14 protein-coding genes are annotated in these 18,390 nt (G+C 43.1%); 10 read left to right on the top strand and 4 right to left on the bottom strand.

All coding sequences use genetic code 11. The features are described from left to right. Positions 1-23: 23 nt before the first annotated feature. On the bottom strand, positions 24-1,934 hold the full coding sequence (nadB, locus tag ACTXGF_RS23865; RefSeq protein ID WP_443532355.1) for an L-aspartate oxidase: 1,911 nt from the start codon (positions 1,932-1,934) through the stop codon (positions 24-26). A gap of 70 nt (positions 1,935-2,004) precedes the next feature. After that, positions 2,005-3,144 carry a quinolinate synthase NadA gene (gene nadA / locus ACTXGF_RS23860; RefSeq protein WP_443532357.1) on the bottom strand — a complete coding sequence of 380 codons (1,140 nt, stop codon included), beginning with the start codon at positions 3,142-3,144 and terminating at the stop codon, positions 2,005-2,007. A gap of 360 nt (positions 3,145-3,504) precedes the next feature. Between nadA and ACTXGF_RS23855 the strand changes: the two genes are divergently transcribed. The 3 genes from ACTXGF_RS23855 to ACTXGF_RS23845 all read left to right on the top strand — a co-directional run bounded on the left by ACTXGF_RS23855 (position 3,505) and on the right by ACTXGF_RS23845 (position 6,501). Continuing rightward, positions 3,505-4,536, top strand: a complete 1,032-nt coding sequence (locus ACTXGF_RS23855) for an NUDIX hydrolase (protein ID WP_443532359.1) — start codon at positions 3,505-3,507, stop codon at positions 4,534-4,536. A 160-nt stretch (positions 4,537-4,696) separates the two neighbouring features. Then, positions 4,697-5,557 carry a carboxylating nicotinate-nucleotide diphosphorylase gene (gene nadC, locus ACTXGF_RS23850; RefSeq protein ID WP_443532361.1) on the top strand — a complete coding sequence of 287 codons (861 nt, stop codon included), beginning with the start codon at positions 4,697-4,699 and terminating at the stop codon, positions 5,555-5,557. 302 nt (positions 5,558-5,859) lie between these two features. Continuing rightward, entirely contained in the window at positions 5,860-6,501 is a 642-nt protein-coding gene (locus ACTXGF_RS23845; RefSeq protein WP_082624565.1) for a MarC family protein, read from the top strand. Positions 6,502-6,648: 147 nt separating this feature from the next. Here the strand turns inward: ACTXGF_RS23845 and ACTXGF_RS23840 are convergent, their stop codons facing one another. Next, a complete protein-coding gene (locus ACTXGF_RS23840; RefSeq protein ID WP_201547640.1) occupies positions 6,649-7,251 on the bottom strand; it encodes a LysE/ArgO family amino acid transporter in 603 nt (200 codons plus the stop codon). 166 nt (positions 7,252-7,417) lie between these two features. Between ACTXGF_RS23840 and ACTXGF_RS23835 the strand changes: the two genes are divergently transcribed. The 3 genes from ACTXGF_RS23835 to ACTXGF_RS23825 all read left to right on the top strand — a co-directional run bounded on the left by ACTXGF_RS23835 (position 7,418) and on the right by ACTXGF_RS23825 (position 9,588). Continuing rightward, positions 7,418-8,146 (top strand): hypothetical protein, encoded by a 729-nt coding sequence (locus tag ACTXGF_RS23835; RefSeq protein ID WP_443571664.1) that lies wholly within the window; start codon positions 7,418-7,420, stop codon positions 8,144-8,146. Between the two features lie 175 nt (positions 8,147-8,321). Beyond that, on the top strand, positions 8,322-8,996 hold the full coding sequence (locus ACTXGF_RS23830) for a hypothetical protein (protein WP_443532366.1): 675 nt from the start codon (positions 8,322-8,324) through the stop codon (positions 8,994-8,996). A gap of 40 nt (positions 8,997-9,036) precedes the next feature. Further along, entirely contained in the window at positions 9,037-9,588 is a 552-nt protein-coding gene (locus ACTXGF_RS23825; protein WP_443532368.1) for a hypothetical protein, read from the top strand. Positions 9,589-9,743: 155 nt separating this feature from the next. Here the strand turns inward: ACTXGF_RS23825 and rluB are convergent, their stop codons facing one another. After that, positions 9,744-10,670, bottom strand: coding sequence for a 23S rRNA pseudouridine(2605) synthase RluB (gene rluB, locus ACTXGF_RS23820; RefSeq protein ID WP_101206234.1), 927 nt, complete (start codon positions 10,668-10,670; stop codon positions 9,744-9,746). 628 nt (positions 10,671-11,298) lie between these two features. Between rluB and ACTXGF_RS23815 the strand changes: the two genes are divergently transcribed. From ACTXGF_RS23815 to ACTXGF_RS23800, 4 genes are all read left to right on the top strand, one after another. Next, positions 11,299-12,345 (top strand): polysaccharide biosynthesis/export family protein, encoded by a 1,047-nt coding sequence (locus tag ACTXGF_RS23815; protein ID WP_443532370.1) that lies wholly within the window; start codon positions 11,299-11,301, stop codon positions 12,343-12,345. 198 nt (positions 12,346-12,543) lie between these two features. Further along, positions 12,544-14,805 (top strand): polysaccharide biosynthesis tyrosine autokinase, encoded by a 2,262-nt coding sequence (locus ACTXGF_RS23810; protein WP_443532371.1) that lies wholly within the window; start codon positions 12,544-12,546, stop codon positions 14,803-14,805. Positions 14,806-14,863: 58 nt separating this feature from the next. Beyond that, positions 14,864-16,885: a polysaccharide biosynthesis protein gene (locus tag ACTXGF_RS23805; RefSeq protein ID WP_443532373.1), complete on the top strand. Its 2,022-nt coding sequence runs from the start codon at positions 14,864-14,866 to the stop codon at positions 16,883-16,885. A 145-nt stretch (positions 16,886-17,030) separates the two neighbouring features. Next, positions 17,031-18,347, top strand: coding sequence for a lipopolysaccharide biosynthesis protein (locus ACTXGF_RS23800; protein ID WP_443532374.1), 1,317 nt, complete (start codon positions 17,031-17,033; stop codon positions 18,345-18,347). Positions 18,348-18,390: the final 43 nt, after the last annotated feature.

The raw sequence follows: 18,390 nt of genomic DNA, 5'->3' as shown, positions 1-18,390 counted from the left end.
TTTGGCTATTATCTGTCGTAGGCTTAAATATGGTCAGTAATAGGTATCGGATAACGCTCGTCTTCTATAATGTGAGAAAAGGAGCTAAGCGTAGCGTCTCTCCGTGGCAGAATGATACTGGTTAAAGGCGTTTCAGCTAAGTTAGGATAATCCTCACGGTAATGCCCACCGCGACTCTCAAAACGCTGATAAGCCGATTGAACAATCATCGTTGCTAACGCTAATTGCCTCACCAATTGAAAAATGACAAGCTCACTGTTAGTAGTAGGAGTTCTACTGCTCGTATCAGATAGCATGATCTCAGTATGTTCGATTGACTCTTGCCACTGCTCAATTTGTCGCAATGCTTGCTCTAATTGTTTGGTACTACGTGTAATGCCCATATTGGCTGTCAAAAGAGCTTTCAACGCTATAGTTATCTCTGCACTATCTACGTCAGAATGAAGCGCTTTATCGGCATTATAAGTTGGATGCGATGACTGCTTAGAAGAGGGTAAGATGACAAATTGCGTGTTTTCTAGTGTCGGGGATTGCCAAATATCGGCAGCTAACTGATGCAGTTCATAATAGGCAGTCGTATGTGGCTGCGCCATTTTTTCTAAAGCTTCAGCCGTTTTCTCTAAAGCTTCTAAGTTCTTTAAGCGTTCCAATTTTGTTAAGTAAGAAGGCAGATTAGCGGCGATGTTGCGACCAACCACCACACACTCCAACAATGAATTGCTTGCTAAGCGGTTGGCTCCATGTAGCCCTGTATAAGCAACTTCACCTGCTGCATACAGCCCTGCAATATCGGTCAATCCATTGGCATCAGTCACCACTCCGCCACAACTATAGTGGGCAGTCGGAGCGACCGGAATAGGGTCTGTGGTCATATCGATGCCGAGTGCTAGCAGCGTCTGGTAAATCTGCGGGAAATGCGCTTGTATAAATGCAGCTGGCAAGTGACTGACATCAAGGTGCACATAGCCAAGTCCGTTACTACTAATCTGATTGGCTATTGCTCGAGCGACGATATCGCGTGGCGCCAACTCAGCGCGCTCATCAACGTCTAGCATAAAGCGCACACCAGTCTGCGGACAATACAGTCGTCCACCTTCACCGCGTAACGCTTCAGATATCAAGAAGCTGCTGTCATCTAATGCTAAGCCCGTTGGGTGAAATTGAATAAATTCTAAATTTGCCAAGCGGCAGCCTGCTTGCCATGCCATCATGACGCCATCACCGACACAAACATTGGGCGCGCTGGCACGCTTAAATAGTTGGCCCAAGCCACCACTAGCCAGTACAACAGCCGCACTATGAATGGTGAGTTGGCGCTCATTGACATGATCAAAGATTAGCGCCCCTCGGCAATGTTTAATCTCTCTATCGTTCATGCTAAAAGAGGAGCTGCTAATCATAGGTGAAGTTAGTAATTCCAATGCTTCATGATAAGGCAAGATAGTGATATGGGCCGCAGTCTGTACTTTGGTGGTTAAGGCATCCATCACGTGTCGACCCGTTGCATCATCCGCATGGGCCACACGTCTACAGCCATGACCGCCTTCTTTGGTCAAGTGTAAGTCACTGGTTTTTAAGACTGAAAAATCAGGTGTATTATCATTTTCTTTAGTTAAAGTAGTTTGAGTAAATGGCACACCTTGTTCGCATAGCCACTGCACCGCTTGCTGTCCAGCACCCAAGATACGAGCAGTATTGTCCGTCGCACACAATCCTGCACCAGCGATTAAGGTGTCAGCGACATGATCAGTCACAGAGTCCGCCGTGTCTAAGCTGGCTGCGATACCACCTTGAGCGTAGTGACTTGAGCAAACCTCAAGTGCCGCTTTGCTTAAAACAGTGATATTCAGCGATTTTGGCAGAGATAGCGCGGTGCTCAAGCCTGCCAGACCAGCCCCAATGATAAGAACATCAGTTTTTATAATATTACTCATATCACTGCTGCTCCTGTTATTTATATAGCTAGTGGTGCTGGAACGATCAACTGAATGCGACTGACTCATGCTAGGCTGCACCAACGTTAGCGAACAGCGTACGGTCTTTTACTATGTCGCCACTGGCGGCCACGCGTTGCTTTTGTGCTTCAGCAAAATCGAGCATCCGTTGTAATGGTTTCTTAGCTGCTATTGCTAGCTCAGGTGTCATTAGCACTTCACCGCTTTGATTGGTTAAGCACTGTTCAATCCCTTTTAAGCCGTTCATGGCCATCCAAGGACAAAACGCGCAGCTCTTACAGCTTGCACTCTCACCAGCAGTTGGTGCGGCCAAGAATCGCTTGTTTGGTGAGCGTTTTTGCATCTCGTGCAATATGCCCAAATCAGTAGCGACGATAAAGGTATCAGCATCCATCTCATACGTTGATTGCAAAAGCTTGCTAGTCGAGCCGACCACATCGGCTAGTTCAACCACGCTATCAGGTGACTCAGGATGTACCAAGACTTTGGCCTCTGGGTGTTCCTCTTTTAATTGCATTAGTTCGGTGGCTTTAAATTCGTTATGCACGAGGCAAGACCCTTGCCACAGCAGCATATCTGCGCCAGTCTCACGAGCGATGTATTTGCCTAAATGACGGTCAGGGCCCCAAATAATCGGCTCACCTTGTGCATGTAAGTGACGAACGATGTCGATACCGACAGATGAGGTGACTACCCAATCAGCTCTCGCTTTTACTGCAGCGCTGGTATTGGCGTAGACGACCACAGTACGTTCAGGATGGGCATCACAAAATGCTGAAAACTCATCAGCAGGGCAGCCCAAATCAAGCGAACATTCGGCTTCCAAATCTGGCATGAGGATGGTCTTTTCCATGCTTAATATTTTTGCTGATTCACCCATGAATCGCACACCAGCGACGACCAAAGTCTGAGCGCTATGAGCTTGTCCAAACCGAGCCATTTCAAGTGAGTCACCGACGCAGCCACCGGTTGCTAAGGCCAAGTCTTGGATAAAAGGGTCGACATAATAGTGTGCTACCAGTACGGCATTGTTCTCTTTCAGTAGCTTCTTAATATTTTCTTCGACCACGATGCGTTCAGCGCGAGGCAAGTCTGCTGGCATTTTAGCCTTGGCATATTCAATGTTCATCTGAGTGGCGATGCGATTGTCCGTACTCATGATAGGTGCGTCGTAAGGATATTTTTTCATAATGGCAGCCTTTGTTGGTGCAATAACGATAAATGTATGAGCTAAAAAATAGATAGTCGAACACAATAAATTTATAAGTTGTCTTAATTATGCTCATTTTGAGCATAATTACAAGTGGTTTTTTATACTCAATAAGTCAAAATATTAAGCTTTAGTGCTCAAAGTAATGTGCAATTAAGCCGTGCTGAGCTTAAAAATAATGCTAATCCATGCCCCTTATAACTATTTATCGTTATTGATTTTTCATACTTACAACCACAGACTATGATAGTTTTAAATTCGAGCTATACTAAGCCATACCATAGCTATTAACCCTGATAGCCTTCTACATTTCAGAGAAAAAGGATAATTCCCAAAGCCATGACGTTGTCTTATTCACATGCGCACCAGCAAGGTAGCGGCACGACAGAAGTGGTCGCCGTATTGGTCGCTATCACCGATCATATCGCGCGCGTTCTAACCGTTGACCAAGGCAAGCTGTTGCCAAATGGGCCACTTATGCCGCTACATCGCTCGCTACAAGCGGGAGTACGTCAGTGGGTAGAGGAGCAAACGCAGCAACCGCTTGGATATTTAGAGCAGTTATATACCTTTGTCGATACCAATAGACGTAACATCGACGGTCATGCGTTGGTGTATGTGAGTTATTTGGGTTTGGTGCAAGAAACGCAAACGCAGGCACTCCAAAGCAAAGCACTCTGGCGAGATTGGTATGATTATTTCCCGTGGGAAAATCATCTGGACGGTATGCCCAGTATTATTATGGACTTTATCGTGCCTGCGCTACTCGAATGGGCCAATACTGCCAACGACCCGATTGTCCAACAGCGCAGGCATCAGCGCATTGGCTTATGTTGGGGGCTGGACGAAGCGTTTTTGGCAAGTGGTAAACTCACTGACAGTCAACCCGTCAACGAACACGATAATGAAAGTAGAGAATGGATTGCAGAGCATGTATTACTACGTTATGAAATGCTTTATGAAGCAGGTCTGATACCCGAAGCCCCTAATTATCCGCCCAATTATCAAGCTGTTGCCTTGCCAGAAGACTGGTCACAACGCATAGGCGTCCCCATGTATTACGATCACCGTCGCGTGATTGCTACTGCTATCTCGAGACTGCGCGCGAAGATTGAATATAGACCGCTTATTTTTGGTCTGATGCCAGACGTCTTTACCTTATCGCAGTTGCAGCAGAGTGTTGAGGCATTATCAGGAGTGCGCTTGCACAAGCAAAACTTCCGTCGCTTGCTTGATTCGCAAAATCTAGTAATGGATACAGGAGAGAGTAGCACTGCTCAGCGCGGTCGTCCCGCCAAGCTATATCGCTTCCGTCATGATATTGAATTACAGAGTTTATTGATGGATAGTAAACTTCCCAAGCGCAAATAATCGTTTCAAGCCAGTCCGTTTTATCTCTAAATCGGTTTGTAAAACGAAAAATTTGTCACCTTTCCTTGCAGGGCCGCTAACTTTGCGCTATATTTATGCTCATTTTGAGTTTAAATAACAAGCAGTTTCTATCAATATCATGCCTAGATAAGGGTCAAAGATGACAATTGAACAAGAGCCAGCATTGGATGACGTATTGCTTAAACCATTGGTTGAGAATGCACTAACTGAAGATTTGGGTAGGCGTGGTGATGTAACCTCACAAGCTACTATCCCAGCCGATATGCAAGCGCAGCTACAGATAAAGGCACGCCAAGCAGGCGTGATATGCGGTATCGACTTGGCTCGTTTGTCTTTTGCCTTAGTCGATACACAAATTGAGTTTATTGCACAAGTACAGGATGGCGAAACAGTAGAGGCTGGTGCAGTGTTAGCGACCGTAAAAGGTAACGCGCGTCATTTATTGACTGCAGAACGCACGGCACTGAACTTTATGACCCATCTCAGTGGTATTGCGACAGCGACACGTCAAATTGTCGATAGCGTGGCGCAATATCCTGCACAAATTACTTGTACACGCAAGACCATTCCAGGCTTACGTATCGTACAAAAATACGCCGTACGCTGCGGCGGCGGACGCAATCATCGCTTGGGGTTGGATGATGCGATTTTAATTAAAGACAATCATATCGCCATTGCTGGTGATATAAAAACAGCCACTCAGCAAGCACAGAAATTTGCTGGGCATCTGATTCCTATTGAGGTCGAAGTCGATACGCTAGAGCAATTAGAGCAAGCGCTCGATGCAGGTGTGAGTTTAGTGCTATTAGACAACATGTCGCCTGAAACATTGTCGCAAGCGGTTACTATGTGTAAGGGTCGCGCAAAGACTGAAGCCTCAGGTGGTATTACGCCTGAAATGGTACAAGCGGCGGCAAGTACAGGGGTTGATTTTATCGCGATGGGTTATTTGACGCATAGTACGACAGCCTTAGATATTGGGCTAGATTTTAGTGCATAAGGGCAGACGTAATACAGGCTAATAGCACTACATGCGCTCGATTTTATGACAAGGGCTATCACTGAGTTAATTGATCGGTAATTTATACTGATAGCTTGTACTGATAATCTGTTAAATGCTTGTTTTTACACTGAAGCTTTACTAAGGTGACATGTAGGCGTAACGTCGCAAAGTTAATGATTTTATTAGCTTATCTGCCTATGCTACAATGCTATTTTTAGTTGCCTATTGGGTCATCGTTGCACTCGCACGATGACCTTATCTTTTTGCACAAGCGGTATCAATAGACAAGCGAGCGCTCAGTGAATACTGAAATTATCAAGATAATCCTAGCCTTTATGGTATTGATCAATCCATTTAGCGCATTGACGTTATTTTTAGATTTGACTCGCGGCTATTCGATGAACAATCGACGTAAGGTCGCGCGCGTTGCTTGTCTGACCATTTTTATCACCATCAGCTTTTTTACGATTGCAGGTGAGACGTTACTAAAAACCCTTGGTATTTCTATCGGCTCATTCCAATTAGCAGGCGGTATATTGGTGTTTTTAATTGCGCTAAATATGATGAATGGAGAGGGTAACCCGGTTAAACCTGATCAAGAGAACTTCGATGTTGATCATGTGAAAGATGCACCAGTCTCGATGGCGGCTGCCGTGGTTCCCCTCGCGATTCCGATGATGATTGGGCCTGGTGGTATCTCCACGGTTATCATTTATTCTTCACAAGTATCAGGTATTTTGCAGGTATCTGCCATTTTAATTGCTGGCTTATTTATCAGTCTGTTTTGCTATTTGGCATTGATGGCGGCAGGTCGAATCAGTCGCTTACTAGGCGATACTGGTTTGAACATCATGAGTCGAATCATGGGTATGCTATTGGCCGCCGTTTCTATCGAGATTATCGTTAATGGACTGCGTACGCTCTTTCCTAGCTTGATGTAAATGATCAGTACAATACTACCGCTAACCACATAATTTATACAGCGGTTAGCGGATATCGATGTGATTTAGTTTATCCAACACGTTGTTTACTTAATATTCATTTTATTCAACACTCAGCTTATCTATCATTTCCTAGTTATATTTCTATCAACTTTGATACAAATGCCAAGCCAGATACAGCATTAACAACCCTACCAAAGCATCCAGTATGTTCCATGCCTTAGGCTTCTCAAATAGAGGCCTGAGTAATCGCGCACCATACCCAAGCGCAAAGAAGAAAAAAAACGAGGCGCTAATTGCGCCTGCGGCAAACGTCAATTTACTGCTTGCACCTGTAGAAACCATACCGACGAGTACCAATGTGTCTAGATAGACGTGCGGGTTTAGCCAAGTAAAACCAAAGCATAGTAACAAGGCTTTTTTTAAGCTAGTCACGACCTGTCCTTCGACAGTCAAAGCATGTGACACGCGTACGCTGGCATACAAACTCTGTAAGCCATATCCTAATAAAAATATAACGCCTGCTATTTTTGCGATATCTATAACGTGAGGATAGCGGGCCGTAACTGCACCAAAACCACCAATACCTGCTGAGATTAAAAATGCATCGCTCACCGCACAAAACAAACAAACAAAAAATATGTGCTCACGTTTGAGACCTTGTTTGAGTACAAAGGCGTTTTGAGAGCCAATAGCAATGATGAGAGATAACCCAAGTAGGAAACCAGAGATATAATCGGGAGCATTCATAATACGGTGCTTAACGGTTGGCGTGTAGGAATGGTGACATTTTGCTTACTGGCAGGCCAGCAAAAACCTGCTAAGATACGCTATTGAATGAATGTATGCAATATACGCGCAATGTGAGTGTAATAGACGAGGGGCAGAGCAAGTCATGGTAGTCAGTTTGACAAGAATGCTACAGTCATTTGGGCAAGCTCAAGATGACCTACCGACATTGGCAGCAAAGAATGCTCAGGAGATGAGCGTCAATCATGAACAGGATGCTGCTGCCGATAATGATAGCAATCACGCAGTACAAGAGCGTTCTACATTGACTCCGCCTGAACGTGTAAACCGCATATGTGATGCGTTGGCACAAGTGAGTGATAGCCAATCGTCCACGCCTTTGACCGATCGCTATCTGAGCAATCGTGCTCAAATGCGCCCAACCAATAGACCGCCTTTTGACCCAGATACCTTGTGGTATCTCAAACATGGACGTTGTCCGATTATGACTGAGCTTGTTGATGTGGTCGATGAGGCCACCCTAAATGCCATGCCTATTGAAGCCGTTGCGATATTAGATCGTATCAACGGTAAGCTAAAGCGTTACCGTGAGTGGAGTAGTGAGCTGAACGAACAGCAACAGCAGCAACATAATGAGCGTCAGTTCGTCATCGATAAATTAGTATCCGAAAGTATTCCTGAAGCATTACATCATTATGAGCAGCTACAACGCTTTAGTCCGCATCGCACCAAAAATAATATGGTGCAGGGCAAGATGACAGCCGGTGATATGCTGACAGACTTGTTCTTAGAGATTGACTACGAGCTTGACGAATTATTGGATGAATTGCATCAGACAGTCTTAAACCGCCTTGCCTCAACCCACCGTTATGTGAAGAGCCGTACGCAAAGTTAAATTTTCGCTGATGACACTTTCTCTCGTACATTTGCAAAGGTTAAGTATTATCAAAAAACACAATCGACCTAGTGCATAACAATATAGGGCTTTAACAGAGCCTTATTTTTTTGTTTAATAATAACAACCATAAGAAATCAGCCACGACATTCTGATAAGTAATAAGGACAATATAATGACCCAAATGACTGCGATGTTCGTAATGTTTGTTTTGTATGGGCTGTTGCCAGCGGCTGGGTTATATCTAGGTTATCGTGGCATTAAAAAAGTCACAGCACCCAAAATGCTCGAATATAAGGCGATGCCGCAACTGGGTTATATACCTGAAAAAAGCCTACCCGTCGACGTTAAGACTGCTCTTGATCAAATTAATACAAAGGGTGAAAAGTTGCGTGTCATGTATGGCGATACCAATAACGATGGTAAGATTGATGATAAGGATACCGTCAACGAAACTTATATTATGATTCAAAACTTAATGGATAGGCATGTGCCACAAGCCGTCGCTGACTATCGCCGCTTACATGATTTAGATGTGACGGATAGTGCACTTGCTGATACTACCAAAATTAAGCATTCTAATGTCACGGGCAAAGAAGCCTTGTTAGACGTGCTTAAGACAATTAACACACAGTTCGATGACCTGCTCAACGCGTCATATCATCAAGACGGTCAAAAGCTACTCGCAACCAATCGCTATCTCCAAAAACGTTTTGACAATCCTGCTAATAACACAGAGTTTCAAAAGCCCGATAGCAATGTCAGTAGTAATGCTAGCAGTGATGTAAATATCCAAGCGATTGAAAGCCCGACTGGTGAAGATGTGAGTGCTAAAGACATTAAGCTATAAATACAAAGTTGAATGGTGAAAGGGTAAAGAGCAAGCGTATATGAGTATCTTAATAGGCATTGGTATTGTAACGACCGTCACTACCTTCTATCTAGGTAAAAAAGGCTGGCAGGCTTTTCATAAAGCCGTCGGTATCTCACCTGGCGTACTCACTTATCAGGATTACAATGCGCCCTTGTCATTAGCCACATTAAGCTTGCAGCAGCTAACGTTAGATAAACAGCACTTAAAAACATTGTCAGAGCAGCAACTACGCCAGTTAAAACGTATCGATGAAAAAGTAAGCAGCTATCACGTTTATCAAGCAGCCCTACAAACTCAACATAAGACACCAGCGATAACAGAAGCACAGTTTGTATTAAATAAAATGTTGCAAACACGGTTACCCGAAATGCTGGCTACTCACTATCAATTAACAAATATAAACGTCACTAATGAGAATAGCGAAAAGAGGTTAGAGGCTAGTGAATTATTGCAGAGTGTTTTAGATAATATTGAGCAGCGTTTGGGTAGATTACTGGCGCAAATGGACGAGGAGCAGCTACAAGAACTGCGAGTCATGAAGCACTATATTAATAGCCATGATAGCTGAGCCGCTATATCTATACTGAGCAACTGTGACGCCTGTAAACTTTGAAGCCTATAAAAAGACACAAAAAAAGCGGTCAATGACTATTTATCATTGACCGCTTTTTTACGTTTATCCCAAATCTATTTAAGACTTAGAATAATGTTAAACCAATTTAACTAGCGCTTATCATTGCGATCACGGGTGTTGCGTGTACCGCGGCTGGCAGGGCTAGCGCTACTTTTAGGTTTCGCGCTGCTATTGCGGTTATCGCTACGAGTGTCAGTGCGACGCGCTTTAAGCGGCTTGTTTCTGATACGTTCTTGCTTTTCTTTGGCTGCGCCATGTAGACCCGTGCCATAACGTGGACGCAAGCTGACCAAATCCGTCAACGTGTTGATTTCTTTTTTATCAAGCTCTAAGAAACGGCCAGTACGTAGCTCTTTTGGTAGAACAATCGTGCCATAGCGTGTACGTAGTAGACGACTAACTTTTAAACCTTGTGACTCAAACAAACGACGTACTTCACGGTTACGGCCTTCTTTTAGCTGGACGTGATACCACTTGTTGACGCCTTCGCCGCCGCCTTCTTTAATGTCTTCAAATTTGGCAAGGCCATCTTCTAGCATGACGCCAGCGGTCAATGCACGGGCGATATCAGGCGTTACTTCACCCAATACACGCACGGCATATTCACGAGTGACTTCACCAGATGGATGCATCAAGCGATGCGCCATTTCGCCATCGTTAGTAAATAACAATAGGCCAGTTGAGTTAATATCCAAACGTCCAACCATTACCCAGCGATCATGCGTCAGCTTTGGCAAACGTTCAAAAACAGTTGGGCGGCCTTCTGGATCTTTAGCCGAGCAAACTTCGCCTTCAGGCTTGTAGTAAGCGATAACACGGCGACGCTTCTCATTTTCAGAAGTGTATTTTATTTGACGGCCATCAACGCGAATCTCATCACCTTGCGAGACGCGATCACCGATGGTCGCAGGACCATTGTTAACCGTTACGCGGCCAGATTTGATGACTTCTTCCATTTGACGGCGTGAACCAAGTCCCATACGGGCGAGTGCTTTCTGTAATTTTTCATCTTTCATCATAATATCCTTGAGTCGGTGGGTTTACATTTCTCAATGTAAAAAATTGGATTGACTATTCTACGCTATTTTAACAAATTTAGCACGTAAACCAATACCTTACTGATTATTAATGCATAAACAAACATGGTGCTAATCAATAAAAGTTTATTAGTCGTATACGAATATAGACTCGAAGACTCTCAGTGACTAACTATATAAGTTAATACATAGATACAAACACTTACACTATTTCGGCATTAAAAGGATAGTTCCAATCATAAATGCAATCGAAACAAGCCCTTATTAAGCTGAATTTCTTCAGATTAAAAATAAAAAATTTATTTATTATGGAGCTGTTTTCACTTCCGTTTTTTTATCGCTCAACAATCTAAAAGTTAATAACAATTTTCATAATTAGCCGCAAATAAAGGGCTTGATGAGAAATTTCAAAATAGTCACTTAATTATTTTATGACAGATTATATGTATTGCACTGAATATAGTTTAGGTGTATATTTATTAAATATATTCTTTTTTACGAATATAAATATTGTGGTGAGGTTTACTGGTTTGATTCACAAATATAAATATGAGTAACTGTTATGGTTAATAAATATTTCATTTTTGTACACAAACGCTTCTTGGTAATGAGCATATTTTGCTTATTTCTGATGGGGTTGTTTAGTGGCTGTACGATTAACTCAGGACTTCAGTCAGGAAATCTTCCTGAATCTGGCACCTTTACCGCAGAAAACGGTCTTCAATTTCATATTCAGCCTTTAAGTCTGGCAACTTTACCGCGTACAGCGCCGCCTACTGTTACTCAAGATCTCTCTCATTTGATCAAAACCTCTGGACGAGTCAATTATGGCATTGCGAAAGGGGATGTGCTGAATATCATCCTTACCAATTATCCAGATATTAATGCGTCAACTGCTAGCTTAACGGTAGATCAACAAGGGTATATACAGTTTCCATTGATAGGCAGAGTTCAAGCCAGTGGGCTGAGCGTGCCGCAGTTCACCGCTACGTTGCAAAGCAAATTACAGCGATATCTCAAGTATTCAGATCCTCAAGTCAAAATCATCAATTACCGTGGTAGCAAGTTTTTTGTAGATGGTGCGGTGAAGCAGTCTGGCGAGTTTGCTATAGCTGATGTGCCAGTGTCGGTATATGGGGCTATCTCTATGGCAGGTGGTACCACTGAGACTGGCGATTCAAATAACATTGTGCTAAATCGTCAGGGCAATAGCTATCGCTTAGGAGTGCAGTCACTACAAAGAATGGGGCTGTCTGCCAATCAAATCTATCTGCGGGATGGTGACTCTATCCACGTCAATAGCCAAAGCCGCAATAAGGTCTACGTATTGGGTGAATTTGGCAAAATTGAGCCAGTTGCGATTCCAGAACAAGGGCTGAGCTTAGCGCATGTATTGGGCGAGTCAAATGGCCTAAATTCCAATACGGCTAATGCAGCCAAAGTATATATCGTACGCGATAACCCTCAGTACCAGTACACAAATATCTATTACGTCGACATGCAGAGCATCACAAGCTTGGCACTAGCCAGTCGCTTTGACATGCAAGCCAATGACATTCTTTATGTGGATCCAACAGGCTTGGCCCGCTGGAATCGTGTGATTAGCGCGATATTACCGTCAACCTCTGCCATAAACGTGATATCAGGGTTATAAATGATAGCTAGTGAAAATACTGGATGTGCTTTGAATTTCAATATTGAGATTAAGTGAGATAAGAATAGAAAGTAGAGTAATAGGTTTCATAAGGTGCGATAAGGCAGGGAGCAATCTAACTGCAGTCAAGGGCAGTTAGGGACTTGAAGCTAAGCGGAAGCTATTAAGCGATTAACATTGAATAATGGGTATATGGTTATGAATAATATAGATTCAAAAGACCTATCGACACCTAAGGGTGACAACGACAATGACAACATCGACTTAACGGCGCTGGTTTTGGTTTTGTTGCGTGGCTGGAAAGTCATAGCCCTTATGGCAGCAGTCGGACTCTTAATAGGATTTTTCTATACACGTTATATTAATCCGACCTTCAAGTCTGATGCGCTGATTCAAATTGAAGAAAACTCCCAAGGAGTCGATGCGCTTGGTGCAAACATCTCAGAGTTGGTCGGAGAAGAAGTGAGCAAGGCTGAGGCAGAAGCCGAGCTCATACGGTCTCGGATGATACTAGAGCCAGTCGTCGATATGCTACATCTAGACATCAAACTGACCGATCCTAATATTGGCTATCTCGATAAAATAACAAACGACCGCATTAACACTCAGTTGAACACAAATGATGGAGTGTCTTTGAGCACAAAAAACGGGATCGTACAAATCAATCAGTTCGATGTGTCACCAGCGTATTTAAACCAATCTTTTACGCTGTCACAGTCTGACACAGGATTTGTCCTGAGCAATGGACTAGATGATTTCAAAGGACAATTGGGTCAGCCGCACCAGTTCAATGGGGTAAACGGTGAGATTAATATTACGGTAACTGAGCTACCTACAGACGGTTATCCTATTGGCATCACTAAGCAGACCTTAAAGACCACGACAGATGCGATTAACAGCGCATTGTCTGTGGAAGAAAAAGGCGATAAAACCAATATTATTCAGCTGTCGATGACAGGCACAAACCAACAGCAAATCACGACCACACTTGATCAGATAGTCCAGTCTTATATTGATCAAAACCAATCTCGTGGTACGGAAGAAACGACCAAAACATTGGCTTTTATGGAAACGCAGATTCCAGCATTAAAAGAAAAATTAGACGCCTCTGAAGCTCAGTTCAATGAGTTTCGTAAAAAGCACGGCACCATCGATGTAGGTAAAGAGGCTGAGCTATTACTAAATGAAAAATCTCGAATCGATGAGCAGCTCAATGATCTCAAATTAAAGAGAGCAGATCTAACGACTTACTATACCAATGAGCACCCACTCGTTATCCAGATAAATGAGCAACTAAAAGTCCTCAACAGTCGAATAGGAGCAATAGGTAGCACCGTTGCAGGACTGCCTGAAATACAGCGAGAGTTCTTAAAGCTATCAGAAGATACAGCCATTAATAGAGAGATTTACCTCACACTGCTCAAAAACTATGAACAATTAAAAATCGTTAGAGCTGGTCAGGTTGGTTATGCCCGTATTCTAGATAGACCGACCAGTACCTTCGATGCCATTGCACCAAACAAATTCCAAATTATGCTGCTGGCGCTACTCGTAGGTACTGTACTTGGGGTAATGCTGGTTCTAATCAGAAACTTAATTAGAAATGTCGTAAAAGACCCAGAACATCTAGAGTCTAAAACGGGAATTCCTGTTATTGCAACGATTCCACGTTCGACCTCGATATCTAAGCTAGGTAGGAACAAGAAAAATACTGGTCGGATGCTTGCTCACGTTGATCACAATGGCTTGAGTTATGAAGCAATTAAAAATTTACGGACAAACCTTTTATTTGGTAAGACGACGAAGACAGCAGATGAGAAATCCGCTCAGACCATATTAATCACCGGAGAAAGTCCAGGTGTCGGTAAGTCTTTTATTACGGCCAATTTATCCGAGGTATTTGCACAGCTTGGTAAAAAGGTACTGATTATCGATGGAGATATGCGTTTAGGGGAGCTGCACAAAATGTTTGGTATGAATTCAGACAGTGGTCTCACAGATTACTTACTGCAAGATAAAGATAGCTCTCTATCAGATAATGAGCCTCGGTTAGATATTGACATGGCTAAGTTAAACCTTGAAAGCTTTATTCAGCCAACTGGTATGGAGCATATCGACCTTATATCGCGGGGACGACCGTCGCATAATCCGACTTCGTTATTGATAGGAGAGAGGTTCAATCATTTGATGGCAGCGCTCAAAACGAAGTACGACTATATCGTTATTGATGCGCCTCCTATATTAGCTGCATCAGACGCCATGGTGTTAGCACAGCACGCAGACAAAGTACTTATCGTCACCAAATTTGATCATTCAGTAGAGGGCCAGTTGGTCTATGCCATCAAACAGATGAGTAAAGCAAACATACAAGTCGATGGCATCATATTAAATGACATACAGCAAAGTATCTTGAACAGGTACAGCTATCACTACCATTATGCTTATGGACACAATTCGTAGTTAGTTACTGTTCATTGTCCATGGCAAACGAGCGACATAACTTAAGTAGGTGGATCTTATGTTTATAAAAACAGAGTCTAACAATGCTTATCACACGCCAAGCGATCTCAATCGATGGTCGAAGCGTATGACGCTGTTTTTATTAGCCTTACCACGCTTTGCGAAATGCTCTATCTTATTTGGCATCGACTTTTCGGTTGCTGTCCTTTGCTTGGTAGCGGCATTGGCATTGCGTCAAGGTTATGTCGATGATCAAATCGGCCTTACGGTATTAGCTTTTTATGCATTGATACCGGTCGTCAGCTTATATCTGATTGGCTTTTATAGAGGCGCCTCTAGAGGGTTTTTTGATGCGGCGATGGGTCGGGTATTACAGTTATTTTTATTACTTATTATCGTTTATCAGTTCATCATTTATGTGAACCCAGTATCAATGATGCCGCGCTCAGCGCCAATTATATTCCTATTCTTATTCTTTATTTGGTTGTGGAACAGTCGGCTAATGATTCGTGGGTTGCTGAATCGACTACAGAAACCAGACAATCAAGGTCGCCTAGATAGTTGCTGCGATAACGTGATTATTTATGGCGCAGGATCGGCTGGTAGAGAGCTATTAGAGAGCTTGAGACATTCTCATAAATACAATGTAGTGGCATATATCGATGATGATCCGCAGCTGATAGGGGCTTATCTACATGGTAAAAAAATATATGCTGCTCATGCGTTACCTTGGTTAATAGAAAAATTAAATGTTGCGCAAGTGATTTTGGCAATGCCTTCTATGAGCCGTGGTCGTAAAAAACAGATTATGGATAGCCTGTCAGGTGTTTCTGTCAAATTAAAAGATTTACCGAGCTTACGAGAGCTTGCTGATGAGATCGTAACAGTCAGCCATATACGTCCGGTTGATATACTAGATGTGCTTGAAAGAGAGACTGTAGAGCCAGTTGCTGAGCTCCTCCAAAAAAACATTACGGGTAAAAACGTACTCGTAACAGGGGCAGGGGGTTCTATTGGGAGTGAGCTGTGTAGACAAATCATGAAAAATAAACCTGCATGTTTGGTGTTATACGAGCAGTCTGAATACGCTTTGTACACAATCGATCAGGAACTTAGAAGCCTTGTCGCTAATAACGTCGCTAGTAATGTCATTAGTAATATTGAATATCAAGATACTGAGATTGTTAGCATCATTGGAAGCGTGGGTAACGAAAAAAAATTAATCAATATATTCGAAAAATACCATATAAAAACGATTTATCACGCTGCAGCGTATAAACATGTACCGATTGTCGAGTCCAATCCATTTGAAGGCACGATTAACAATACCAAAGGCACCTACCATTGTGCCTGTGCTGCGATAAAGGCTCACGTTGATACGTTTGTACTGATCTCTACTGACAAAGCAGTGCGGCCGACCAACGTGATGGGAGCTTCCAAACGCTTAGCTGAACTCGTCTGCCAAGGACTGAGCCAAAGCAACAGTCATACATGTTTTAGTATGGTGCGTTTCGGCAACGTTTTGGGTTCATCAGGCTCTGTGGTACCACTATTCACCAAACAAATTGAACAAGGTGGTCCGATTACCATCACTCATCCAGACATCACGCGCTACTTTATGACCATACCAGAAGCGGCCAGTTTGGTTATCCAAGCAGGGGCCATGGCGTTCGGTGGTGAAGTATTTGTACTTGATATGGGTGCACCCGTCAAAATCGTGGATCTCGCCAAACGTATGATTCGTCTAACAGGATGCGAGCTAAAAGATGCGAGCAATCCTAATGGTGATATCGAAATTGTGTTTACTGGATTGAGGCCAGGTGAAAAGCTCTATGAAGAGCTAATCATTGGTGCTGACAATATAGAGACCACGTTTCATCCACTCATTATGCAAGCAATGGAACATAGTTTTCCATTGGAAGATATCGAAGCTATCTTGTTTGAGTTTATCGAAAGATCAAAGCGGCACGATACTGAATGGTTGAAAGCACAGTTTAGGACCTTCGTTGAAGGCTACCGAGAAAGCGATGACGCTGATGTCACAAAGACAGATGTAGAGCAGTTAGAGGTGGTCGGTTAAGGAGTAGTAGTGATACTAAGTAAGGGTATTAAATAGCGGTGATAGGGTTGATATTGAAAAGATGATGAAATCACTTATTGGTAAGATTGTTTAGGATATGGTGATTTATATAAATGCTGTGACATACCAAATTGGATGATGAGTAATGGCCTCTGAAGTGTTTTTATCGATACAGAGCGTAATCAGTCGATTGAAAACCAGTCACTTTGTACGAGATGTGGCCATGGTTGGAGGCGGTATTGCTGCTGGTCAGGCAATCGCTATGGTCTTTATGCCGTTTCTCACCAGATTATATAGTCCTGAAGATTTTGGTATCGCTGCCGCATTTGCCGCAGTCATCAGTATTATTACTCCGATTGCGACCATGGGTTATGCCAATGCCATTGTGATGCCTGATAGTGACGAGGATGCCGCTGCCATTATTAGATTATCTGTATTACTCAGTTTGTTTATAGCGGCTATAGCGTTGATCGCTGTCTATTTCGGAGATGTTTATTTGGCACGATGGACGGGTATGGAAAGTGCACCATATATGTTGTATCTCATACCGTTGACGCTATTGGCTGGCGCGTTTCTATCTGTTGCTGATCAGTCTGCTATCAGAGTAGGTTTGTTCAAAGCCAAGGCTCGTGCTTATGTAGAGAGCAAGCTTGTGACAGATACCAGTAAGTTGATAGGTGGTGTATTGGCACCTTCTGGTATGTTGCTTATTTTATTAACGATAGCAGGACAGCTCACGAATTTTATGATGCAGATGCTTCGGGTACCTAGGATTGGTGTATTAAATGTCCGAAACTGGTTTGGCACGGTTGGTATTCGTAATGCTGCTATATCGCAGCGTGACTTTGCCATATATCGTATGCCGCAAAGTATGCTTAATGCTGCTTCAGTAGGGCTGCCAACTATCTTGTTAGCATCACTATTTAGTGCTTCTTCTGCTGGGCAGTATTCGTTGGCTGTTCTGGTACTTGGTGCACCAGCGATGTTGTTAGGGCAAGCTGTTGGAGAGGTTTTTTACCCTAAGATTACGCGTGCGATCACAGCAAAGTCACCAGAAGCTTATCAATTTTTATTAAAAGTGACGGTAATTCTATTGGTGGTTGGTATTGTTCCATTCGGTACAGTGTTCGTTTTTGGCGATTATCTTTTTTCTTTAGTGTTTGGCACAGAGTGGGCATTAGCAGGGAATTATTCGCAGTGGCTTTCTATTTGGCTTTTGATCAGCTTGGTATCAGGTGCGAGTACTGCGGCATTGCCAGCATTACGTTTGCAGCGCTTTCTTTTGATTAGAGAGATTTTTGCAGTGATATTTCGTGCTGCAGCGCTGTATATAGGTTTTTACGTTTTTGAGTCAGATATGGTAGCTATTGCCCTGTTCTCATTTGTTGGGGTATTGCTTAGTTTATCTATCGTTTATGTCGCTTTTCGGCGTCTTGTTCATATTCATGAAGTGCCGCAGTAGGTAAATGTTTTGACTGCGTTAGATGGCACAAAGGATATGCATT

This window comes from Psychrobacter sp. 1Y6 (assembly GCF_052258385.2).
Taxonomy (GTDB): domain Bacteria; phylum Pseudomonadota; class Gammaproteobacteria; order Pseudomonadales; family Moraxellaceae; genus Psychrobacter.
The sequence above is the reverse complement of the archived record's forward strand: the minus strand, read 5'-3'. Positions and strand labels throughout refer to the sequence as shown.